This window comes from Actibacterium sp. 188UL27-1 (genome assembly GCF_016901225.1).
Classification (GTDB): Bacteria; Pseudomonadota; Alphaproteobacteria; order Rhodobacterales; family Rhodobacteraceae; genus 188UL27-1.
In genome coordinates this window covers 476,843-499,059 of sequence record NZ_JAFEUL010000001.1, presented here as the reverse complement: position 1 = coordinate 499,059, position 22,217 = coordinate 476,843, and the positions used below count along the sequence as shown (strand labels likewise).

At 60.0% G+C, this 22,217-nt stretch carries 21 protein-coding genes; 13 read left to right on the top strand and 8 right to left on the bottom strand.

Translation table 11 applies throughout. The annotated features are described in order from the left end of the window. The first annotated feature begins 30 nt into the window (after positions 1-30). From IU397_RS02550 to gyrB, 8 genes are all read left to right on the top strand, one after another. A complete protein-coding gene (locus IU397_RS02550; protein ID WP_204410309.1) occupies positions 31-807 on the top strand; it encodes an enoyl-CoA hydratase in 777 nt (258 codons plus the stop codon). An 86-nt stretch (positions 808-893) separates the two neighbouring features. Further along, on the top strand, positions 894-1,160 hold the full coding sequence (gene rpsT / locus IU397_RS02545) for a 30S ribosomal protein S20 (protein WP_204410306.1): 267 nt from the start codon (positions 894-896) through the stop codon (positions 1,158-1,160). A gap of 525 nt (positions 1,161-1,685) precedes the next feature. Beyond that, positions 1,686-3,053, top strand: a complete 1,368-nt coding sequence (gene dnaA, locus IU397_RS02540; protein WP_204410304.1) for a chromosomal replication initiator protein DnaA — start codon at positions 1,686-1,688, stop codon at positions 3,051-3,053. A 102-nt stretch (positions 3,054-3,155) separates the two neighbouring features. Then, positions 3,156-4,274 (top strand): DNA polymerase III subunit beta, encoded by a 1,119-nt coding sequence (gene dnaN / locus IU397_RS02535; protein ID WP_204410303.1) that lies wholly within the window; start codon positions 3,156-3,158, stop codon positions 4,272-4,274. Positions 4,275-4,341: 67 nt separating this feature from the next. Then, positions 4,342-5,448, top strand: coding sequence for a DNA replication/repair protein RecF (recF, locus tag IU397_RS02530; protein ID WP_204410301.1), 1,107 nt, complete (start codon positions 4,342-4,344; stop codon positions 5,446-5,448). Positions 5,449-5,503: 55 nt separating this feature from the next. Further along, entirely contained in the window at positions 5,504-6,124 is a 621-nt protein-coding gene (locus IU397_RS02525) for a LysE family translocator (RefSeq protein ID WP_204410299.1), read from the top strand. Further along, positions 6,121-6,942, top strand: a complete 822-nt coding sequence (locus IU397_RS02520) for a nucleotidyltransferase domain-containing protein (RefSeq protein ID WP_204410297.1) — start codon at positions 6,121-6,123, stop codon at positions 6,940-6,942. Before IU397_RS02525 ends, IU397_RS02520 begins: the two co-directional genes overlap by 4 nt. Positions 6,943-7,072: 130 nt before the next feature. Further along, complete coding sequence (gene gyrB, locus IU397_RS02515; protein ID WP_204410294.1) at positions 7,073-9,487, top strand: DNA topoisomerase (ATP-hydrolyzing) subunit B; 2,415 nt, start codon at positions 7,073-7,075, stop codon at positions 9,485-9,487. A gap of 173 nt (positions 9,488-9,660) precedes the next feature. Here the strand turns inward: gyrB and IU397_RS02510 are convergent, their stop codons facing one another. The 5 genes from IU397_RS02510 to IU397_RS02490 form a co-directional block, all read right to left on the bottom strand. Next, positions 9,661-10,824, bottom strand: a complete 1,164-nt coding sequence (locus tag IU397_RS02510) for a glycosyltransferase family A protein (protein ID WP_204410292.1) — start codon at positions 10,822-10,824, stop codon at positions 9,661-9,663. Next, on the bottom strand, positions 10,821-11,777 hold the full coding sequence (locus IU397_RS02505; RefSeq protein WP_204410291.1) for an NAD(P)-dependent oxidoreductase: 957 nt from the start codon (positions 11,775-11,777) through the stop codon (positions 10,821-10,823). The genes IU397_RS02510 and IU397_RS02505 overlap by 4 nt, the downstream gene beginning before the upstream one ends. A gap of 47 nt (positions 11,778-11,824) precedes the next feature. Beyond that, a complete protein-coding gene (locus IU397_RS02500; protein WP_204410289.1) occupies positions 11,825-12,637 on the bottom strand; it encodes an aldolase/citrate lyase family protein in 813 nt (270 codons plus the stop codon). A gap of 228 nt (positions 12,638-12,865) precedes the next feature. Next, positions 12,866-13,231: a phasin family protein gene (locus IU397_RS02495; protein WP_204410287.1), complete on the bottom strand. Its 366-nt coding sequence runs from the start codon at positions 13,229-13,231 to the stop codon at positions 12,866-12,868. Positions 13,232-13,362: 131 nt separating this feature from the next. After that, the gene (locus IU397_RS02490; RefSeq protein WP_204410284.1) at positions 13,363-13,770 is read right to left on the bottom strand and encodes a DUF3775 domain-containing protein; all 408 of its coding nucleotides are present in this window, start codon (positions 13,768-13,770) and stop codon (positions 13,363-13,365) included. A 133-nt stretch (positions 13,771-13,903) separates the two neighbouring features. Between IU397_RS02490 and IU397_RS02485 the strand changes: the two genes are divergently transcribed. Further along, a complete protein-coding gene (locus IU397_RS02485) occupies positions 13,904-14,743 on the top strand; it encodes a universal stress protein (protein ID WP_204410283.1) in 840 nt (279 codons plus the stop codon). 15 nt (positions 14,744-14,758) lie between these two features. Here IU397_RS02485 and IU397_RS02480 read toward each other — a convergent pair whose 3' ends face one another. Next, the gene (locus IU397_RS02480) at positions 14,759-15,304 is read right to left on the bottom strand and encodes a DUF2799 domain-containing protein (RefSeq protein WP_204410281.1); all 546 of its coding nucleotides are present in this window, start codon (positions 15,302-15,304) and stop codon (positions 14,759-14,761) included. 225 nt (positions 15,305-15,529) lie between these two features. After that, positions 15,530-17,743, bottom strand: coding sequence for a primosomal protein N' (locus tag IU397_RS02475; protein ID WP_204410279.1), 2,214 nt, complete (start codon positions 17,741-17,743; stop codon positions 15,530-15,532). A gap of 77 nt (positions 17,744-17,820) precedes the next feature. Between IU397_RS02475 and fsa the strand changes: the two genes are divergently transcribed. The 4 genes from fsa to IU397_RS02455 all read left to right on the top strand — a co-directional run bounded on the left by fsa (position 17,821) and on the right by IU397_RS02455 (position 20,988). Next, entirely contained in the window at positions 17,821-18,474 is a 654-nt protein-coding gene (fsa, locus tag IU397_RS02470; RefSeq protein ID WP_204410277.1) for a fructose-6-phosphate aldolase, read from the top strand. 56 nt (positions 18,475-18,530) lie between these two features. Further along, complete coding sequence (locus IU397_RS02465) at positions 18,531-19,244, top strand: DUF484 family protein (RefSeq protein WP_204410275.1); 714 nt, start codon at positions 18,531-18,533, stop codon at positions 19,242-19,244. Positions 19,245-19,247: 3 nt separating this feature from the next. Then, positions 19,248-20,180 carry a tyrosine recombinase XerC gene (locus IU397_RS02460; RefSeq protein ID WP_204410273.1) on the top strand — a complete coding sequence of 311 codons (933 nt, stop codon included), beginning with the start codon at positions 19,248-19,250 and terminating at the stop codon, positions 20,178-20,180. 94 nt (positions 20,181-20,274) lie between these two features. Beyond that, positions 20,275-20,988, top strand: coding sequence for a phosphatidylcholine/phosphatidylserine synthase (locus tag IU397_RS02455; protein ID WP_204410270.1), 714 nt, complete (start codon positions 20,275-20,277; stop codon positions 20,986-20,988). 85 nt (positions 20,989-21,073) lie between these two features. Here IU397_RS02455 and IU397_RS02450 read toward each other — a convergent pair whose 3' ends face one another. Continuing rightward, positions 21,074-22,216: a Gfo/Idh/MocA family protein gene (locus tag IU397_RS02450; protein WP_204410268.1), complete on the bottom strand. Its 1,143-nt coding sequence runs from the start codon at positions 22,214-22,216 to the stop codon at positions 21,074-21,076. Position 22,217: the final 1 nt, after the last annotated feature.

Here is a 22,217-nt window from a genome sequence, read left to right as displayed (position 1 = left end):
GACGCAGCGACCCATGCGAAAGGCTGACCAATGGCATTCGAGACACTGATCGTCGATATCACTGACCATGTGTGCCTCATCAAACTCAACCGCCCGGATGCGCTGAACGCCCTGAATGGCCAGCTTCTGGAGGAACTGGGAACGGCCTTGGCCGAGGCGGAGGCCAACGACAAGATCCGGTGCGTTGTCTTGACCGGCTCGGACAAGGCTTTTGCCGCCGGGGCCGATATTGGCGAAATGGCGGAAAAATCCTTTGTCGATGCGTTCGGGGACGATCTGTTTGGCCGGGAGGCTGAGCAGATCATGCGCTGCCGCAAGCCAATCATCGCTGCCGTGTCAGGCTATGCCCTGGGCGGTGGCTGCGAATTGGCCATGATGTGTGACTTCATCATTTGTTCAGACACCGCAAAATTCGGCCAGCCTGAGGTTAATCTGGGTGTCATGGCCGGGATCGGCGGCACCCAGCGGCTGACCCATTTCGTTGGTAAATCTAAAGCCATGGACATGCATCTCACCGGCCGGTTCATGGATGCGGAGGAGGCGGAGCGGAGCGGCCTTGTCAGTCGCGTGGTTGCCCCCAAAAAGCTGATGGAGGAAGCCATGGCAGCAGCCAACAAGATCAGCGAAAAATCCGCCCTGACCGTCCGCGCCATCAAGGAGACGGTCAACCGCACCTACGAGATGCCACTGCGCGAGGGATTGCTGTTCGAACGCCGCCTGTTCCATGCGCTTTTTGCGACCCAGGACCAGTCCGAAGGGATGGCCGCCTTCCTAGAGAAACGCGAGCCGCAGTTTCGCGATAAGTAAACGCAAGATCATGCTTGACTCGATCACGAAGGCCGCCTACGCACCGCACTTCTGATCATAGACCTGACTTTCGGGACCCGACACTTATGGCAAATTCGCCCCAAGCAAAGAAACGTGCGCGTCAGAACGAACGCCGCGCCGCCGTGAACAAGGCGCGCAAATCGCGCATTCGGACTTTCCTGCGGAAGGTCGAAGAGGCGATCGCCTCCGGTGACCAACCCGCAGCCAAAGACGCCTTGCGCGCCGCCCAGCCAGAGTTGATGCGCGGTGTGACCAAAGGCATCTTTCACAAGAATACCGCATCGCGCAAAATCTCGCGGCTTTCCGCTCGCGTGAAGGCGATCAGCGCCTAAATTCTGCCCGTACGGAATGGTTCAAGGCGTCCCTGCTCACAGGGGCGCCTTCTTCGTCCGATGTGACGAAATCCCCTTATTTTATTGGATTTAAACGATCTTTGCGGATTCGGGCATACAAAGGTTTTGTCAAGTTCGAAGAAAGATTGCGCCGTCATGGGCCCACTTGCTAGCTTGTGAGTGCGATTCAATTCACCGGGGGGACATGGACCTGACGCACTGCTGAAATCCGTTGGGGAACTGAACATCAGCAGTCATGTGTTAGATCGGTAACCCGGGTCAAAATGCAGAAGCATTGACCTGGTCTTACGAAAGAGGTCACCGGCCCTTGGCCCGACCCTCATGTCTTTAACGACCGTATCCACGTGACCCGCTGCTGGGCCGCGTCTGGTATGGGTGTTGTCTGGCTTGGCAAGACGGCTCTTGCCCGGTCTGATGGTGACTTGTGGTTGGATCGTCATGTGCTTGGACTTTCGGGGAAGGTCCTTGGTTGTGTTTGGGGCAGAATAAGGAAGCGGAAGCAGAATGACGGACGACACCTGGGGGCGTGTACGAGAAGACATGATCAAGTCGGTGGGCAAGAACAACTACCTGACCTGGATCGAACCATTGGAATTTGACGGGCTGCAAAATGGTGTCGCGCAATTCAAAGTTCCCACCAATTTCATCGGCAACTGGGTGTCGCGGAATTTCGGGGATCAGATCATCCAACATCTGGAAAGCTCCGGCGCAGATGTGGATCGGATCGAATTTAACGTCCCACGGTGCGGAACCAGCCCGGTCCCTGCTGATGCAAAAGTGGCACAACAGCAACCAAAGGTACCGGCCAAGCCACGAGAGACGCAGGCCGACGTGCCCGGCGCACCGATTGACCGCCGGTTCACCTTTGACACCTTTGTCGTGGGCAAGCCCAACGAGCTGGCCCATGCCGCCGCGCGCCGCGTGGCCGAAGGTGGCCCCGTCTCGTTCAACCCATTATTCCTCTATGGTGGGGTGGGCTTGGGGAAAACGCATCTGATGCATGCCATCGCCTGGCAACTACAGAATGACCGTCCTGACCTGCGTGTCGTCTACCTGTCGGCGGAGCAGTTTATGTATCGCTTCGTACAGGCTCTGCGTGAGCGCAATACGATGGAGTTCAAGGAGCTTTTCCGCTCGGTCGATGTTCTGATGGTCGATGATGTGCAGTTCATCGCTGGCAAGGACAGCACGCAGGAAGAATTCTTTCACACGTTCAACGCCCTGGTCGATCAACACAAGCAGATCATCATCTCGGCGGATCGCGCGCCAGGAGAGATCAAGGATCTGGAAGAGCGCATCAAATCGCGTCTCCAATGTGGTTTGGTCGTCGATCTTCACCCAACAGACTACGAATTGCGCCTGGGCATTCTGCAACAAAAGGTCGAGCAGTATCGCGGGCTCTATCGCGGTCTCGTGATTGCCGATGGCGTTCTGGAGTTCCTGGCCCATCGCATCTCGACCAATGTCCGCGTCCTCGAAGGCGCGCTGACCAAGCTTTTTGCCTTTGCCAGTCTGGTGGGTCGCGAGATTACGCTTGATCTAACCCAGGATTGTCTTGCCGACACGCTCCGCGCCAGCGACCGCAAGGTCACGGTCGAGGAGATCCAGCGCAAGGTGAGCGAACATTACAACATGCGCCTCAGCGATATGATTGGGCCCAAGCGGCACCGCACCATCGCCCGCCCGCGCCAGATGGCGATGTATCTCGCCAAACAGCTGACCAGCCGCTCCCTTCCCGAAATTGGGCGCCGTTTCGGTGGCCGTGATCACACCACGGTCATGCATGCCGTCAAACGGATCGAGGAGTTGCGCAGCACCGATAGCCAGATCGCTGAAGATCTGGACCTGTTGCGCCGGTCGCTGGAAGCTTAACGGCACAATCCGCCTGAAAATCAAAAGCCTGTGGGAAAAAGGGCTTGTGCAAGGGTGCGAAACAGATACGTTTTTGCTCCCGGTACTGGAGGGAGCAAATAGATGAAGATCAGCATTGAGCGCGGCACGCTGCTAAAGGCGGTCGCCCAGGCGCAGTCGGTTGTGGAGCGGCGCAACACCATACCGATCCTGGCCAATGTGTTGATCGAAGCGGAAGGCGACACTGCCAGCTTTCGCGCAACTGACCTGGATATCGAGGTCGTGGACAAGGCCGCAGCCGTGGTTGAGCGTGCTGGGGCAACGACCGTTTCCGCCGTGCTGCTGCATGAAATTGTCCGCAAGCTGCCCGATGGCGCACAGGTCAAGCTGACCGATGATGGCGCGTCCAATCGATTGATGGTGGAGGCCGGGCGGTCGAACTTCTCCCTCGCCACCCTGCCCCGCGAAGATTTTCCGGTAATGGCCAATGCCGAATACGACGCCAATTTCTCGGCCGAGGCACCGACACTGCGGCGCTTGTTCGACAAATCAAAATTCGCGATTTCCACCGAGGAAACAAGGTACTACCTGAATGGCGTCTACATGCATGTCGCGGATGGGGAAGACGGCAAGGCTTTGCGCTGCGTGGCCACGGACGGCCACCGTCTGGCGCGGATCGACGCGCATCTGCCATCTGGTGCCGATGACATGCCCGGCGTGATTGTCCCCCGCAAAACCGTGGGCGAGTTGCGCAAATTGCTGGATGACGACGAAGCGCACATCGCCGTTTCGGTGTCGGAGACCAAGGTGCGGTTTGCGACCCCCAATATCACACTGACCTCAAAGGTAATCGACGGGACCTTCCCGGACTATACACGGGTCATTCCCGTCGGAAACACCCGCAAGCTGGAAGTGGATGCCAGCGAGTTTGCCAAGGCGGTGGACCGGGTCGCGACCGTATCCTCGGAACGCTCCCGCGCGGTGAAGATGGCCTTGGACGAAGATCGTCTGGTCCTGTCGGTCAACGCGCCCGACAGCGGCAATGCCGAAGAAGAGCTTGCCGTGGCCTACGGTGATGACCGACTGGAGATCGGGTTTAACGCCAAATACTTGCTGGAGATTGCCAGCCAGGTGGACCGCGAAAATGCCGTCTTTATGTTCAATTCATCTGGCGACCCGACCCTGATGCGGGAAGGAACGGACACATCGGCAGTCTACGTTGTGATGCCGATGCGGGTATAGGCACCTTTTCGATCTGACGGATGCCTCCGGCGGGAGTATTTTTGCCAATAAGAAATGGAGAGTGGTCATGTCCGGGCTATCGGTCGCGGCTTTGACGCTGTCTCATTTCCGGTCGCACAAGATGGCCGAAATGGCGCTGGACGGGCGGCCTGTTGCGTTGTTCGGGCCCAACGGTGCGGGCAAGACGAACCTGCTGGAAGGCGTGTCGCTTTTGTCCCCGGGGCGTGGTTTGCGGCGCGCTGCAGCGGACGAGATCGCCCGCAAGCCCGAAGCTTTGGGATGGAAGGTTTCTGCAGAATTACAAAGCCTTTGTCAGATCCACGAGGTGGAGACCTGGGCCGAACCTGGTGCCAGCCGAAGCGTCACAGTCGATGGGAAGACCGCGCCGCAACTGGCCCTTGGCCGCATCGCCCGGGTCGTCTGGCTGATCCCTGCCATGGACCGTCTGTGGATCGAAGGGGCGGAGGGACGGCGACGGTTTCTGGATCGCATGACGCTGAGTTTTGAGCCGCGGCATGGGGAAGTGGTGCTGGCCTATGACAAGGCGATGCGGGAGCGGAACCGGTTGCTGAAGGACCAAGTGCAGGATCCTGGGTGGTATGATGCTTTGGAAGGGCGCATGGCGTCCTTTGGGGCGCAGATCATGGCCAATCGGCAGATGGCTGTCAGCCGGGTTGCGATGGCGCAGGATGGGGCGGAGACCAGTTTTCCCAAAGCAGATCAGGAGCTTATCGACCCTGACGGGAATGCTCCGCTGGACACGGAACCGGATCTGAGGGCGGCGCTGCAGGCGGGGCGAAGCACTGACCTGCGCGCTGGGCGAACTCTACAAGGCCCGCATCGTATTGATTTACATGCGCTTTTTGCAGCCAAGGGGATTCCGGCCAAGCAGTGTTCGACGGGCGAACAAAAGGCTTTGCTGCTGTCGCTGATCCTGTCGAATGCCCGCGCCTTGGCACAAGATTTTGGGGCCCCGCCCCTGTTGTTGCTAGATGAGGTAGCAGCGCATCTGGATGCCGACAGGCGCGCCGCGCTTTATGATGAGATTTGCGCGCTGAAGGCGCAGGCCTGGATGACCGGTACCGGGGCGGATCTGTTTGCAGATCTGGGCGACCGCGCCCAGACTTTCGAAGTGACCGACGATCAGGGAACCTCGGAAATCAGGGCGCATTGACCATGCAGAAGCCATGCACAAAGCATACACATTCCATACATACGCGCCGCGCGGTATGACAATACTTCCTTCAGAACTGGCGCTTTATGCTGTCGCAGTGGTGATCCTTTTTCTGACACCGGGCCCTGTCTGGGTGGCATTGATCGCGAGGGCACTTTCGGGCGGATTTGCGGCCGCCTGGCCCCTGGCCATTGGGGTCAGCCTGGGCGATATCCTTTGGACGGTGCTGGCCATTTTCGGGATCAGCTGGGTGACCACGATCTATGCCGATTTCCTAGGCGTTTTGCGATGGGGTGCTGTCGTGATCTTTCTGGTCATGGGGGCCGGTCTGATCCGCAATGCGGGCCATGCTTTAGGACAAGATAGCCGCCTGACCCGCCCCGGATTATGGCCAGGTTTCATGGCGGGGATTGCCGTGATCCTTGGCAACCCAAAGGCCGTGCTGTTCTATATGGGCGTTTTACCCGGCTTCTTTGATCTGCGGGCGATCACAAGTTGGGATATCGTGGCGATCTGCGGCGTGTCACTGACCATCCCGCTGGCTGGCAATCTGGTATTGGCCGGGTTTGTGAGCCGCGCCCGGCGGCTTATCGCCTCTCCAAGGATGGTGCGGCGGATCAACGTGACGTCCGGCCTCTTGCTGATCGGCGTTGCGGGGGTCATAGCAGTTACATGACGATGCATGCGAACGACGCTGTCTGCCCAAAAATGACGGCGCAGATCAAGGACCGGCTGGCCGCCCTGGCCGCGGAAGAGAACATTCTAATCCTTCTGGCGGTTGAGTCCGGCTCCCGCGCCTGGGGTTTTCATTCGACCGACAGCGATTACGACGTGCGGTTCATCTATGCCCGCCCCATCCCCTGGCATCTGGGCCTGACCAAGAAACGCGACGTGGTCGAGCGTCCGATCGATAACGAACTGGACCTCTCGGGCTGGGATCTGGGCAAGGCGCTTTGTCTTGCGCTGCAATCCAACGCGGTGATCGCAGAATGGCTGCAATCGCCCATCTGCTACGCCGCCTATCCCGGCGCACACGACGATTTGACCACCTTTACCCGCAACGTGCTGACCCGCCGCCCGATCATGTGGCATTACCTATCGATGGTGCGGCGCCAGCAAGAGCGCTTGGTGGAGGCCGATGGCAGCATCCGCCTGAAGCGGTTTTTCTATACTCTGCGTCCGGCCCTGGCACTGCGCTGGATCCGGATGAATGACGCGGCGATGCCCCCCATGGACATGGCCAGCCTGTTGGCAGGCTGTGATCTGAAACCTGCAGACACACAGGCCATCCTCGATCTGATCGAGATGAAAAAGCAACTGATGGAAAAGACCCAGACCGGTGCCGTGCCAACCGTGCTGTCGGATCTGGTGATGGATGAGGTAGACACCGCCCGGATCTACCTTGATGGCGGGGCACGCAGCAAACCGGACGCGCGGAACTATCAGACAGCGGGTGCCCTGAACCTGAAATACGCCAACCAGGCCGGGGCCTGACAGGGATCTGCTGCCGCGCAGCTACCTGCCACGGTAGAACTGTCAAGTAACGTGCATTTTTGGGGTGCAACTGCGTGACAATCTGGCGGTAAAGCCGTATAAAATAACAAAAATAAGACGGAAACATCGCATGTCAGACGCAGAGCAACCTCCCGAAGACTATGGCGCGGATTCAATCAAAGTTCTCAAGGGGTTAGAAGCTGTTCGCAAACGGCCAGGTATGTATATCGGCGATACCGATGACGGGTCCGGCCTGCACCATATGGTGTATGAGGTGGTCGATAACGGCATAGACGAAGCTTTGGCCGGTCATGCGGATCGCGTGACTGTCACAATTCACCCCGATAACAGCGTTTCCGTCAGCGATAATGGCCGCGGCATTCCGGTTGGCATCCATGAAGAAGAAGGCGTTTCCGCCGCCGAGGTCATCATGACCCAGCTGCATGCGGGCGGGAAGTTTGACAGCAACTCCTACAAAGTGTCTGGCGGCTTGCACGGCGTGGGCGTGTCGGTCGTGAATGCGCTGTCGGATTGGTTGGAGTTGCGGATCTGGCGCGATGGCAAGGCGCACCAAGCCCGGTTCGAGGGTGGATTTACGACCGAACATCTGGCTGTCACCGGCGATGCGGGGGGCCGCAAGGGGACCGAGGTGCGGTTCCTGGCCTCGACCGACACCTTCTCGAACCTGGAATACGTGTTCAAGACGCTGGAGAACCGCTTGCGGGAGCTGGCCTTCCTGAATTCCGGCGTGCGGATCGTCTTGCGCGATGAGCGACCCGCCGAGGCGCTGGAGAGCGAGCTTTACTACGAAGGCGGCGTGCGGGAGTTTGTCAAATACCTGGACCGCTCGAAGACATCCCTGATGCCGGACCCGATTTTCATTTCGGGGGAGCGCGACGACATCACCGTTGAAGTCGCCATGTGGTGGAATGACAGCTACAACGAGATGGTGCTGCCGTTCACCAACAATATTCCCCAGCGCGATGGCGGCACCCATATGGCCGGGTTTCGCGGGGCGCTGACGCGGACGATCAGCAAATACGCGACCGAGACGGGGATCGCCAAGAAGGAGAAGGTCGCGCTGACCGGCGATGACGCGCGCGAGGGGTTGACCTGTGTGTTGAGCGTCAAGGTGCCCGATCCAAAGTTCTCAAGCCAGACCAAGGACAAGCTAGTCAGTTCCGAGGTGCGCCCCGCAGTCGAAAGCCTGATGGGCGAGAAACTGAACGAATGGTTCGAGGAAAACCCAGGCGAGGCAAAGGTCATCATCACCAAGATCATCGAAGCCGCAGCGGCCCGGGAAGCGGCCCGAAAGGCGCGGGAGATCCGGCGCAAGTCGGCGATGGATGTGAACTATAATGCTGCCAAACTGAAGGATTGTTCCGAGAAAGACCCCTCCAAGACCGAGATCTTTTTGGTGGAAGGGGACTCGGCCGGAGGATCGGCACAAACCGGCCGCGACCGGCGCACGCAAGCCGTGCTGCCCCTGCGCGGCAAGATCCTGAACGTGGAGCGCGCGCGGTTTGACCGGATGCTGGGCTCGACCGAGATCGGCAACCTGGTGATGGCATTGGGCACGGGGATCGGGCGCGACGAGTTCAACATCGAAAAGCTGCGCTACCACAAGATCGTCATAATGACCGATGCCGATGTCGATGGGGCGCATATCCGGACGCTTTTGTTGACGTTTTTTTTCCGGCAGATGCCTGCGCTGATCGAGGGCGGATATCTCTATATCGCGCAGCCGCCGCTTTACAAGGTCGCGCGCGGCAGGTCCGAGGTTTACCTGAAGGATCAGGCAGCCCTCGACGATTACCTGGTCGATATGGGGATCGACGGCGCGGTTCTGCGCCTGGGTTCCGGTGAAGAGATCGGCGGCGCCGATCTGGCCCGCGTGGTCGAGGATGCCCGCGCTGTGCGGCGCACGCTGCAGGCCTTCCCAACCCATTACCCCATTCCCATTCTGGAACAGGCCGCGATTGCCGGAGCGTTCATGCCGGGTCAGGCGGATACCGACTTGCAAGGCACCGCAGATGCGGTGGCGCGGCGGCTCGACCTGGTCGCGGTGGAGTATGAGCGGGGCTGGCAAGGCCGCCCGACCCAGGACAAGGGGATCAGGCTGGCACGTGCAGTGCGCGGGGTCGAAGAGGTCCGCACCCTAGATGGTGGCGTGTTGCGGTCCGGTGAGGCGCGCAAACTGGGGCGCCATACGACCGATCTGCAGGAAGTCTATGGTCAGGTCGGGGCTTTGATACGCAAGGACCGATCGATCGATGTCTTCGGGCCGGAAACCTTGCTGGACGCGATCCTGACCGAAGGGGAAAAAGGTCTGAGCCTGCAGCGCTATAAGGGTTTGGGAGAGATGAACCCGGACCAGCTATGGGAAACGACCCTCGACCCAGAGGCGCGAACCCTGCTGCAGGTCAAGATCGACGATGTGGCAGAGGCCGACGACATCTTCACCAAGCTTATGGGTGATGTCGTGGAACCGCGGCGGGAATTCATCCAGTCCAATGCACTCAGCGTGGAAAATGTCGATTTCTGACATCCGGGCACGTGATCTCTCTGCGTCAATACGATTGGATATCAGGACAATACCCGTTGAACGGGATAGCGGCACCCGCAACGCGCGCCTCCCTCCCCCTATGAGGGGGAGGGATTGAGGGAGGGGGCGGAGTCAACGGATTGGATCGCCCGTTTGATGCCAAGCACGCGACCCTAAAGCCAGATCGCCCGCAAACCATCCCGGGCATGCATGCCAAAACCGGCCGCCAGCAAATGCCAACGCCGCAAGGAGATCGGCCGTTCCACCGTCAGACGAGCCAGATCAAATAACGACAACCGCTTGGCAACCGCGTACAGGAAATAGCTTCGCGTCCAAGCCGTGTCCGACGGCCAGGCATCCACCAGGCCATGCACCAAAGCGCGCCGCCAAGCGGGATCGCCGAAAAGCGGGGTGAGATACCAAAACATTGTGCGACAGGCGAGGCGCCGGATCCCGACAGCCTCATGCGACAATGCCTCCTCCAGTGCGATCGCCAGTTGCGAAAGGTTCCGGGGTATTGTTTGCCCGGCCTCAAAGGCCTCCATCACACCGCGCAGCGCCGTCTGGAGATGCAATCTGCGATCTACAAAGTCCCGATGCTCGGGATGCAACTCCAGCCGATGGGCCGCCGCATCCTGGGTCGCGCGCACGCGCATGTCGAAATAGCGCACCGGATTTTCGCGCCGCAAGGTCGTGCTATAGGACATGGCCCGCGGCACGACCCACCAACTGCGGGAAATCGCCACCACCATCGGCCGACGCTCAGACAGCCGCAGCATTGTATAAAGATCTGCAATACCCGGAAATTCCGAACTCCACCCACCGATCGCATCCAGGGATTGCCGACGGATCAGCAGGGCTGACGGGTTGCGGGAGAAAAACGGAAACCCACCCCAAGGATCAAGGGGAGAGGCGGCACCAGGCCCGGTTGGCCCCCGCCGCGGCTCCTGGCGCACATCTTCAAAAGCGTTGGCCATGGCGGCAGGGCATGTCGGGTCATCATCCAGCGCCTGGGCAAGCTGTTCGAAATGCCACGGGCACGGCGCATCATCCTGATCCAGCAATGCAAGATAGGGTGCGGTCGACTGGCTGAGACCGAATTGACGCGCCGCATTGGCCCCTTTTTCAGGGTTGGGCAACACCTCTATGCCCTCCTGCGCGGCCAAACGATCCGGCGCGCCGTCGGATGACCCGTCATCAATGACGATAATGCGGGAGGGGTGCCGGGTCTGCCGGGTCAAGCCATCGATTACGGTCTCGATAGTCTGCCCACCATTGTAAAGCGGGATGATCACATCATAGGGGGTTTGGGGTCCCGGTGCAGTTCTGCTGGTCACAATCGCACCTCTGCCGCGAGCGTGTCGGAGGTCAGGGCGCGATTGAGCTGCGCCTCCATGAACGCCTCGAACCAGTCGAGGGCTTCGTTGGCATGGGCCGCGACATGGGGGGTGAGCACCAAGCGCGGTGTCCTCCAAAACGGATCGTCGGGTTGCGTGGGCTTTGGATCCAAAACGTCCAATGCCGCCGCCGCCAAATGCCCACTTTCCAAGACCCGGCCAAGCGCTCTGGTATCCACGGTTGTCCCACGTCCCACATTCACAAGAACGGCCCGAGGCGCCATGTGGCGCAACGTGGCCTCGTCAAACAGATGCTGCGTGTCAGCCGTATTGGGCAGGGCAAGGAAGACCCAATCCATCTGGGGCAGCATGTCACGCCAACGCTCGTCCCAGTAAAACGCGGTGACATCCTGGATTTGCTCGATCCGTGGCTGGCGCACCACCACATGCACTTCGATCCCATCGTTATGCAATAACCGCGCGATTTCCGCCCCGATTGTCCCATGACCAAAGACCATGGCACGGCGTGGCAAAGGCGGCCAAATGAACGCGTTATCCCAACGACCCACCACCTGACGGTCCCGTGCCAGGGGCAGATTACGGGCCACGGCCCAGGCCAGTGTCACGGCATGGCGCGCCACCAATAGATTACCCGACAGATTGGAGGTCAACCGGACACCCCCCGCTTTCAGATCAGCCAAAGGCAACCGATCCACTCCACTGCTTGTGCTCTGCACCCAGCGCAAGTTGGCGGCTTTCTTCAGACTTTGGCGCAGATATCGGTGCCCGATCACAATGTCTGCATCCGCGATACCCTCCCATGCCTCTGGCTCCGAGCGGGCGACGGTGATGCGCCCGCCTGCTGCACGTTCAAGTGCTGCCAGATGCCCGGCCGACGGCTCGAACTTGCTGTGCATCAGCAGGATATTCAGCGGCGTAGACAGAAACGGCATTGGATCCGGTCACATTGGAGAAAGCGAGGGACGTGTCAGGGCCTGGCTCAAGCGGTCTTGAGCCCGATCGAGACGGCGTGACCCTCCACAGCTTCGATGAACAGGCGGTGATCGTGGGCCACAGCCTCGGGGCCACGCTGATCAAAAGCGTGCCACAGACTGCGTGCGGCATCGAGTTCGGATTTAAGATCGCGCCCAACAATTTCGCGGTGAAAGGATCGCCGCATGAAGGTCATAGCACAACCAAGCCGGGCCATTTCGGAAAAAAGTTTCGGAAATGGCAATGGTGCGCCACCTGAAACAACAGTCAGGCCGCCCAAACCAATCTTTCGTTCCGGCAGGGTTTCGAAAATGTCATCGACGGTGCCATCCACGAATGCCTCAAACAACCATTCACGCCCACGGGAAATGGCGAGGTCATTCAATCCGATATAGGCATAGTCCCATTCAAGATCTTTCAGGTCGCCACATCGTTCGAAAAGATCCTGGGTTTCGATCTGGATAACCGATTTTGCCCGTCCATTCACAGCGTTCAGAAATACCTCAACATCTCGCGCCGAGCGGGCCATGGGCAGCATCAGCGTGGCGGCACCTGCGCCTATTGCCGCCTCTACCTGATCTTCCATGATACCCGGGGCCGCTTCGATCCGGACCAATATGTTGGCGGTGGGCACGGTCGCGTGCAAACGAGCGACATCTTCGACCGTATCCGCGTTGATTTCCGTGTCGTAATTGAGCTGCCGATCGGATTTTCCAACATGTTCCCAGTCGATGACGATACCATCGACACCTGCAGAAATTGCTTGCGATGCAATGGCGTCATCGCTGGTAAACAAAAAAAGTTCGGGAAATTTTTTCAAGGGGAACTCTAAAAACAAAACCGTCTACTCTTTGTGACATACAAACCCACTTCTTTGAAGTGAACTTGATAGTTCGCGGTCCATTATACCTTTCACACTTGGAAACACATTTTTGCTGGCAATACCGACTTATCACGTAACTGCCAAGGGTATCTGCCAGTTGGCAAGAAGACCAAACCGGGGGGCGGGAGATACACATCATCACCGCCCCGCCCGGTCGGGATCATATCATGATGTTTTGCCTGCCGGGTCGGCCTGCCAGGACGCTCTCAGATCATCCATGATTTGGGTGTTCATTTCAACGATCTTGCCGGTTTCGGCCTGATAATCGTCGATTGCCTTTTGCAGGAATTGCATCTGAACATGTTGAGCGGTGGCCAAATCCTTGCAGTGCAGCAGCGCATGCTGGGTCTTGACGTCTTCCTGGATGCGCTCTGACACAAAGGTCAGCCATTCCGATCCCAGGCTACTCATGTGCTGCATCCAGGTTGTGCCCATCCACGCCGCTGGCCCAAGCCCGGCCTTTTGCATATCCTGAAAGGCGCTCAGCATTGTTTGAGTTGGGCTGTGGTCCTCTTTGGTCTGTCCAGCCATCACATATTCCTTCGTCAGTCAGTTGAGGGGTGGCGTCCGGTCCCCGATGCCGCACGCAGGTATTTTTATACCACAAGAATCACTTATCGCGGGCAGAAAAACGAGCGTTTCGCCCAATTTACCTCTGCCGGTCAGTAGATGCCGTCTTGCAGCACATGGTCGTGGCCCAGATCCTCCAACCCGCTGGCGATCTGGTCCGCTACCCGGGGATGGGAGAGCAGATAGCGTGCCGTTGGGCCATCGTGGCGTTCGGCGGCAAGGGCCATCGCCTCCGCCCATTCGCTCGCACTGAAATCACCGCGACCGACCCACATCAGGGCCACCAATTCGTGCTGTTGGTCGATATCCAGCATATCGATATCGGCGGCAAGTTCGCTTTGTTGCAGATCACCCAGTGTTTCCTGGGCCGTGGCGGGCCCGTCATCATCAGATGGGTTTCCGCCCGGATCCGGGCTCACCTCACCCTCGCGGCCCATGACGGCCCGCATCCGGTCCAGTATCTCACGCATGTGATCAGATGGTGTGGTCAGTTCGATCATGGCACTGTTCCCGTCAGTCATCCTGGATCACAGGCTAACCTAAAGCCCGGACGGCGACATTGATCCCGATCAAGGTTAACGTAGGTGCAACGGCCTAATAAGGGGCCTGGCTCGTCATTATCGGAGGTCGCCCATGTCGCTCAAAACCATCCTTGTCGTCATCGGCGCAGGTGCCACGCCCGAAGCCACGGTGAAAAGCGCCGTCTTGCTGGCCCGACAGCATGGCGCCCATCTGATCGGCCTACATGTGATCGAGACGCTGATGGTTTACCCCGGAATCGCAGCCCATATGCCACCGCAGATGGCCGCCGGGTTCGATGAAGGGCAACGGGAAAAGGCCGATGACCTGAAAGCCCTGTTCGAAAAAATCAGCGGCCCCGAAGACGTCACCGCCGAATGGCGCGAGATCCGGATCGAAACATCGACGGCCGCCGACCGGATCGTTGAAAGTGCCCGAGGCGCCGATCTGATCGTGATGAGCCAGGTCGACCGCGGCGGAGGTCGTGGTGAGGAGGCCTTTACCCAGGATCGGGTGATCCGCGACAGCGGGCGGCCTGTTCTGGTCGTCCCCACCGGATATCAGGCCGATCACTTGGGCCAAACCATCGTCCTGGGGTGGAGCGCCACGCGGGAGGCGACGCGGGCTGCCCATGATGCCTTTGGCCTGGCGCAGGAGGGTGCCGATTTCTTTTTACTGCGCGTCGGAAGCGACGATATGGATGAACTGGCGGATTACACGACCAACGACCTGGCCGAGAGCTGTAGCCGCCATGGGTTCAAACCCACAGTGCGCCATCGGCCGCTGGCCGGTCACAGCGTGGCCAAGGTGATCTGCCAGGAGGCCGTGGAGCAAGGCGCAGATCTGATCGTGACGGGCGCGTTTGGCCATTCACGCGCCTATGATTTCATGATCGGGGCGGCCACAAGCGAGCTTTTGTCGACGGCAGACCGCCCCGTTCTGTACTCAACCTAAGCAGCACGCGCCCCGCTATAGAAGCAGCGTCACCAGAAGGCGCTGGTTGCGCAGATCTTCAACCTGATTGTCAAGTCGCCGCAACCGGCGGCGCAGCTTGCGTTCTTCTTCCGTCTCGGGGCCGTTGGCGCGTTGAACCCGCCTTTGGTCCAAGGACAGCCGGATCCCCGATTGCTCATTCTGCAAGGACGAGATGCGCTGGGTGATCTCGTGATAACGGCGCCCAAGGGCATGGGGTTTGGTCATCTCGGCCCGTTGCGCTGGCGTGCAGACATTGTTGATGGAGACGCCACGCTGACCGATGCGGTAGGCGTTGTCGGCATTGCAATAGCGCGGCAACCCGGCAGTGCGACCCGCTTGCCACTGGCTTTGATTTGGGGCGGCGCCCACTTTTTCGCAGGCTTTGCGATGGTCATTGATGTAACTGAGGTAGCGGCCATTGCCGCCATCCCTGACGCCAATGCCGTACCAATCACCGGCAATACACTGGTCTTCGGTCAAACTTGCACAGGCCGACAGGCCAAGGCCCGCGGCGATCATCAAAATGAAACGCTGGATCATAATAGGCTCCGATGGGTGGAGGCCCGGCGCATTTAGCGTTGGCCGGGCAGGCTGTAATCGGCGGGACAAGGCGCTATGGTGGCCGTGCTGCGCAATAACGGCGCCGTGATATCCGATAACGGCCCAAGATGCTGTGCAACGCGCCCGATGCACAGAGCGTGTGCACCGATCTGGATTACAGGTTTTCGCACAAAGCCAACATGTTAGCGACTTTGTACGCGCAGATCAGTAAAAGCTTTGCGGATCCACATCGACCGATAGACGCAAGGTGTTGGGCGGCTTGAATTGAGCGATCCACTGGGCCAAGGCCGCCTGGAGCGGCGCGCCCTTATCAGCCTTCACCAGTAGGCGGACCCGGTGTCTGCCGCGGACCCGGGCGATGGGGGCGGGAGCCGGTCCAAAGACCTGGGCACCGATCCGGCGGAGCGGTGCATCACCCCGCGCCAGAGCCTCGCCCAGGTCAAAGACCTCCTGCACATTCGGAGATGACAGGATGATGCCCGCCATCCGGCCATAGGGCGGGACACCAGCGGCCTGACGCTCCGCCGCCTCCGCCCGCCAGAAGCCTTCTTCGTCGCCGGACAGGATGGCGCGGATCACCGGATGATCTGGCTGGTGCGTTTGCATCAGGGCGGTGCCCGGCTTGTCAGCGCGACCAGCCCGGCCCGCCACCTGCCGCATAAGTTGGAATGTGCGTTCGGCGGCGCGCAGGTCGGATCCCATGAGGCCCAGATCAGCATCGATGACGCCCACCAGGGTGAGCAGGGGAAAGTTGTGCCCCTTGGCGACCAATTGCGTGCCGATGATGATGTCAGCGCCGCCTTGGGCAATTGTCTCAATCGCCTCTTTCAAAGCACGGGCAGAGCCGAACAGATCCGACGACAGGACCGCCAGCCGCGCTTTGGGAAAGAGCGCCGCGGCCTCTTCGGCCATGCGCTCGACCCCGGGGCCCACGGCGGCCATCTTCCCCTCGGCCTTGCAGGCGGGGCAAGCCTGCGGCATTGGCCGCGTCTCACCACATTGGTGGCACATCAGGCGTTTGAGAAACCGGTGTTCGACCATGCGCGCATCGCAATGGGTGCAGCCGACCTGGTACCCGCAGGCACGGCAGACCGTAACCGGCGCATACCCCCGGCGGTTGAGGAACAGCATGGCCTGTTCGCCAGCATCGAGCCGCGCCTCGACGGCTTTCTGCAAAGTTGGAGAAATCCAGCGCCCGCCGGGCAGGTTTTCAGCGCGCATGTCAATCGCGCGCATCTCAGGCAGGACGGCGGTACCAAACCGGGCACCAAGTTCGGCGCGCTGGTATTTGCCAGCCTCGGCATTGGCCCAGCTTTCCAGCGACGGCGTGGCCGAAGCCAGGATGACCTGCGCATCGCAGAGGGATGCCCGCAGGACCGTCATGTCGCGCGCGTTATAAAGGACGCCCTCCTCCTGTTTGTAGGAGGTGTCATGTTCCTCATCCACCACGACCAGCCCCAGATCACGAAACGGCAAAAACAGCGCTGACCGGGCCCCCACAACGAATTGTGCCTCGGCGCTCGCGACCATCTTCCAGCACCGGCGGCGCTCGGTCAGGGTCACACCAGAATGCCATTCGGCCGGGCGGGCACCGAAACGCGCCTCAACACGGGCCAAAAATTCACCGGTCAATGCGATTTCAGGCAGCAGGACCAGAGCTTGGCGACCTTTGGCGAGGCATTCCGCGACAGCCTCCAGATACACCTCCGTCTTGCCGGAGCCGGTGACGCCTTTCAGCAAGGTGGTACCGTAGGTGCCTGTGCGGATGCTGGCGCGGAGCTGATCCGCAACCGCGACCTGCGCGTCGCTCAGGGCAACGCCGGGGCGAGCGGGATCAAGGCGGGGATAGGGGCTGTCGCGAGGGCTCGCCTCCTCTCGCACGGCGCCGAGTTTGACCAGACCGGTGATGACAGAAGACGTGACCCCGGCATGATCAGCCAACTCCTTTAGGGTAAAAGCCTGGTCGGACATGGCCCCAAGGATGTCCAAAACACGGGTGCGGGCTGGCGTCATGCGGGAGGGTTCGTCATCCCCCAGTTTATAGACCTTGCGCATCGAAGGCGGATCGCTGAGGCCCGGCGCACGGGTGGCAAGGCGCAGCATTGCGGGCATCGGCGTTAGCGTATAATCGGCAGTGCGACCCAGGAAGGTGCGCAACTCCTCCCGCATGGGCGGGGCATCAAGGACGCGGGTCACACGGCGCAGCTTGGCCGCGTCGAAATCACCTGCGCCTTGACCCCAGATCACGCCCAGCACCTTGCGCGGGCCTAATGGAACCTCAACGAAATCGCCGACCGAGCAGCCGGTTTCGGGCGCCAGATAGTCCAGGATCCGGTCCAGCGGCTGCGTTGTCAGCACGCCAACCCGTGATCCGGGCGGAAAATCGCAGTTAAATGTGACCGCTAACAGGTCAGTCATGCAGGAGGGCTTCCGCAGGCGTTTCCTTTGGGTTAGGCACACGGCGAACATTGCCTGACATGCCCGGGAGGCCACCGATGAAGTTCTTTGTAGATACCGCCGAAATTGCCGAAATTGCCGAGCTGAATGACCTGGGCATGGTCGATGGGGTGACGACAAACCCATCGCTGATCATGAAATCTGGCCGCGACATTTTGGAGGTGACCAAAGAGATCTGCGATCTGATCGACGGCCCTGTTTCGGCTGAAGTCGTGGCCGTTGAGGCCGACGATATGATCGCCGAAGGCCGTAAGCTGGCCAAGATCGCCGAAAATATCACCGTCAAGGTTCCCCTGACATGGGCGGGCCTGAAGGCCTGCAAAGTGCTTTCGGGCGAAGGCAACATGGTGAACGTCACGCTTTGCTTTTCCGCCAACCAGGCGTTGATCGCAGCCAAGGCTGGCGCGACCTTCATCTCGCCCTTCATCGGACGTCTGGATGACATCAACATCGATGGTATGGACCTGATTGCCGACATCCGCACGATCTATGATAATTACGATTTCGGAACCGAGATACTGGCCGCCTCGATCCGGTCCGTCAACCACATGTCGGATGCCGCCTTGTTGGGGGCAGATGTGGCCACAGCGCCACCTAACGTCATCAAAAAGCTGGCCGAACACCCGTTGACCGACAAAGGGCTTGCCGCATTCCTGTCAGACTGGAAGAAAACGGGGCAAAAGATCCTTTGATCCGGCAACAGGCTGTCGCCAAAGGTTAACCAAAAACCGTTTGAGGGCAGATAGATATGAGCGACCACGCCGTGGATCTTAAGGTACTTCGAAAAAAGATCCTACACGAACCCGATGTCATTTTGAACGACCATGACGTGATGCGCGCGCTGATCGATGCCAATGAGAACGCGCTGGGCGGCAATGTCGTCGACCTGCGCGGGATCGCCATGGATCGGCTGGAACAGCGGCTTGACCGGTTGGAAGATACCCATCGCTCGGTGATTGCTGCGGCCTATGAAAATCTGGCGGGGACCAATCAGGTGCACCGTGCCGTTCTGGCCATGCTGGATCCGGTGGATTTTGAGGTTTTCCTGCGCAATCTGGGCGAAGAGGTTGCGAGTATCCTGCGCGTCGATGCGATCCGGCTGGTGCTTGAGAGCCACGACAATGATGCCGACAAGGTCGTGACGCAGCTGGGGGAGGTTCTGGCCGTGGTCCGCCCCGGCTTTGTCGAGGATTACGGGATGCGCAACCGCGACGCGACAGCGCCGTCGCGGCAGGTGATCCTGCGCCAGCTGCGCCCTGACAGCGACGTCGTTTACGGGGAGGCAGCGGATTGGATCCAGTCCGAGGCGGTTTTGCGCCTGGACTTTGGCAAGGGCCGGCTGCCCGGCATGTTGGTGCTGGGGGCCGAAGATCCGCACCAGTTCCGCCCAAGCCAGGGGACAGATCTGCTGGGCTTTTTCGCCGGTGTGTTCGAACGACAGATGCGCCGCTGGTTGGATTAGTGCATGGGGGTGCTGACCACATCCCCCGCTTTGCTAGATGCGCTTGGGCGTTGGTTGGCCCATATTGCGGCAATCGATAATGTCGCTGACACCACGGTTGAGGCCTATCGCGGCGACCTTTTGGGATTTCTGGCTTTTCTCACCCAGCATAAAGGTGGTCCCCAAGGCGTCGCTGTTCTGGGAGAACTCAGCATCGGCGAGATGCGCGCGTGGATGGCCCATGAGCGGGGGCGGGGCGTTGGAGCCCGCTCCCTCGCGCGGGCCTTGTCTGCGGTGAAGAACTTCACGGGCTGGAATGCCGAGCGCGAAGGTTTTGATGCTACTGCGGTTCTGTCGACCCGGGCGCCGCGGTTCCATGCCAAACTGCCCCGCCCCTTGGAGGTGGATGCGGCCAAGGCGGTGCTGGATCTGGTTGAAGTGCAAGCGCGCGAGCCTTGGGTCGCAGCCCGGGATCTGGCCGTGGTGACGCTGCTTTACGGCTGTGGCTTGCGGATTTCAGAAGCGCTTGGCCTGACCGCCGGGCAGGCCCCCCTGCCCGGTTCGCTCCGGATAATTGGCAAAGGCAAAAAGGAGCGGGTCATCCCTGTGATTGACCCCGCGCGCGATGCCGTGGCCGCATATGTCCGGTTATGCCCCCATGATCTGCCTGGTGCCGCGCCCCTGTTTCGCGGCGTACGCGGCGGCAAGTTGAACCCGCGCATCGTTCAGCAATTGATGCAATCCGTACGTCTGCAATTGGGCCTGCCATCCACTGTGACCCCCCATGCCCTGCGCCACAGCTTTGCCACGCATCTGCTGAGTGCGGGCGGGGATCTGCGTGCCATCCAGGATCTGCTGGGCCATGCCTCCTTGTCGACTACACAAGCCTACACGGCTGTCGATACGGCCCGGTTAATGGAGGTCTATGAAAAGGCGCATCCCCTCGCCGGCGAATAGCCGGCGCACGGCACGGCCAGTCATTTATTCCGTACTGTTGTTAACCTATCAGATCGGTGGCATTTCGCTTAGTCTGTGGTTATATGACGGACCGATGACACATAAGCTGCGCGCCCTTTCCATACATCTGTTGACCGCCACGGGCGCGGTTTTTGCTATGTTGGCCTTGCTATCGGCAATCAATGCAAATTGGTCGATTATGGTGCTGTGGCTGATGATTGCCTTTGTCGTGGACGGGATCGATGGGCCACTGGCGCGGAAATACGACGTCAAGACCTTTGCGCCGCAGGTGGATGGAGCCCTGCTGGATCTGATCATCGACTATCTGACATATGTTTTTATCCCAGCCTACGCCCTTTATGCTTCGGGTATCGTCCCGGACTGGATGGGTTGGGCCGGGTTGTTCGTGATCACCTTCGCCAGCGCGATCTATTTTGCCTATACGGGTATGAAGACCTCGGACGCATCGTTTTGGGGCTTCCCGGGCTGCTGGAACATGGTGGTTCTGGTAGTATTCGCCGTGGAGCCGCCGGGCTGGGCGAGCTTGTTGGCGATTGTTGTTCTGGCCGCGGCGATGTTTTTGCCGATCCGGTTCATTCACCCGGTGCGGACGGCACGTTGGCGGACCGTGTCCTTGCCCGTGGCGGTGCTATGGACCATGTGCGCGATCTGGGCAGCCTGGACGGAGTTTGGCTTGCCCGATTGGGGCCAGGTGATTTTGGCTGCGACGACAACTTACCTGGTTTTTGCCGGAGTGCTTCAGCAGGTTATTCCGCCATGGTCCCCGCGCCGCGCCTCCGCGCGATAGAAACATCGGGTGATGCCCCCTCCCCCCATCCCTCCCCCAGATTGGGGGAGGGAGGCGCGCGTTGAGAGGCCTGCTCCCAGATCAATTAGACCTGTATCCAAGCGCCGTTTTGGGCGGAGGATGTGACACAGGCATGGATGAATTTCATGCCGTTCAGGCCGTCATGGACGGTGGGAAGGGGGCTGTCGGTGAGCGGTTGGCCTGCCTGATGCGCGCGGATAGCATCGGCCGCTGCGGTATAGATGTTCGCGAAGCCTTCCAGGTAGCCTTCGGGATGGCCAGGGGGAATACGGCTGACGACGGCTGCGGCATCCCCGGCGCCCGGGCCATTTCGAGTGATCCGCTGGGTCGGCTCACCGAAAGGGGAAAAGAACAGGTAATTTGGGTCTTCCTGCCCCCATTCCACGCCACCTTTCTCGCCATAGACGCGCAGGCGCAGGCCATTTTCGTTGCCCGGCGCGACCTGACTACACCAGAGCATGCCGCGTGCGCCTTCCTTGAAACGCAGCATCACATGGGCATTGTCGTCGACTGGCCGTCCAGGGACGAAGGCCTGAAGGTCGGCGGCGAGGCTGTCCAGGGTCAGTCCGGTGACGAAGCAGGCGAGGTTATAGGCATGGGTGCCGATGTCCCCGGTTGAACCGCCCGCGCCGGACCGCGCGGGATCGGTTCGCCATGCGGCCTGTTTGAAATCTTGAGGCGTAGTCAGCCAGTCTTGCGCATATTCGACCTGAACCACCCGGATCTGACCCAGCGTACCAGCGGCGATCATATGCTGTGCCTGCCGGATCATCGGGTAGCCGGTATAGTTATGGGTGAGGATGAAGAGGGCGTTGTTGTTTTCGACCTCCGCCACCAGCGTTTCCGCATCGTCGAGGGTGGAGGTCAGGGGTTTGTCGCAGATCACATGGATGCCCTGGCGCAAAAAGGCGCGTGCGGCCTCCATATGGACGTGGTTTGGCGTGACGATGGAGACGGCCTCAATCCTGTCATCGCGTGCAGCCTCGTGCGTGGCCATGGTGATGTAATCGTCGTAGATCCGGTCGGGCGGCAGGCCGAGGGCCGCGCCAGAGGCCTGGGCTTTTTCGGGGGTTGCGGACAGCGCGCCCGCGACCAGACGGTACCGGTCATCGATGCGCGACGCGATCCGGTGGACGCCACCGATGAACGCATCATTGCCACCGCCGACCATGCCGAGGCGGATGGGGCCTTTGTTCTGATCCACCATC

Bases quoted from the DNA above. Each gene is read 5' to 3' on its own strand.
- IU397_RS02505 (WP_204410291.1), bottom strand. From the start codon at position 11,777: ATGCCGTTTCTGTCTACGCCGCTGAATATCCTGCTGATGCACAGCAAG.
- recF (WP_204410301.1), top strand. From the start codon at position 4,342: ATGTCCGGGCTATCGGTCGCGGCTTTGACGCTGTCTCATTTCCGGTCG.
- IU397_RS02460 (WP_204410273.1), top strand. From the start codon at position 19,248: ATGGGGGTGCTGACCACATCCCCCGCTTTGCTAGATGCGCTTGGGCGT.
- IU397_RS02525 (WP_204410299.1), top strand. From the start codon at position 5,504: ATGACAATACTTCCTTCAGAACTGGCGCTTTATGCTGTCGCAGTGGTG.
- IU397_RS02450 (WP_204410268.1), bottom strand. From the start codon at position 22,216: ATGGTGGATCAGAACAAAGGCCCCATCCGCCTCGGCATGGTCGGCGGT.
- fsa (WP_204410277.1), top strand. From the start codon at position 17,821: ATGAAGTTCTTTGTAGATACCGCCGAAATTGCCGAAATTGCCGAGCTG.
- rpsT (WP_204410306.1), top strand. From the start codon at position 894: ATGGCAAATTCGCCCCAAGCAAAGAAACGTGCGCGTCAGAACGAACGC.
- IU397_RS02485 (WP_204410283.1), top strand. From the start codon at position 13,904: ATGTCGCTCAAAACCATCCTTGTCGTCATCGGCGCAGGTGCCACGCCC.
- dnaN (WP_204410303.1), top strand. From the start codon at position 3,156: ATGAAGATCAGCATTGAGCGCGGCACGCTGCTAAAGGCGGTCGCCCAG.
- IU397_RS02550 (WP_204410309.1), top strand. From the start codon at position 31: ATGGCATTCGAGACACTGATCGTCGATATCACTGACCATGTGTGCCTC.
- IU397_RS02455 (WP_204410270.1), top strand. From the start codon at position 20,275: ATGACACATAAGCTGCGCGCCCTTTCCATACATCTGTTGACCGCCACG.
- IU397_RS02490 (WP_204410284.1), bottom strand. From the start codon at position 13,770: ATGATCGAACTGACCACACCATCTGATCACATGCGTGAGATACTGGAC.
- IU397_RS02495 (WP_204410287.1), bottom strand. From the start codon at position 13,231: ATGGCTGGACAGACCAAAGAGGACCACAGCCCAACTCAAACAATGCTG.
- gyrB (WP_204410294.1), top strand. From the start codon at position 7,073: ATGTCAGACGCAGAGCAACCTCCCGAAGACTATGGCGCGGATTCAATC.
- IU397_RS02520 (WP_204410297.1), top strand. From the start codon at position 6,121: ATGACGATGCATGCGAACGACGCTGTCTGCCCAAAAATGACGGCGCAG.
- IU397_RS02475 (WP_204410279.1), bottom strand. From the start codon at position 17,743: ATGACTGACCTGTTAGCGGTCACATTTAACTGCGATTTTCCGCCCGGA.
- IU397_RS02465 (WP_204410275.1), top strand. From the start codon at position 18,531: ATGAGCGACCACGCCGTGGATCTTAAGGTACTTCGAAAAAAGATCCTA.
- IU397_RS02480 (WP_204410281.1), bottom strand. From the start codon at position 15,304: ATGATCCAGCGTTTCATTTTGATGATCGCCGCGGGCCTTGGCCTGTCG.
- dnaA (WP_204410304.1), top strand. From the start codon at position 1,686: ATGACGGACGACACCTGGGGGCGTGTACGAGAAGACATGATCAAGTCG.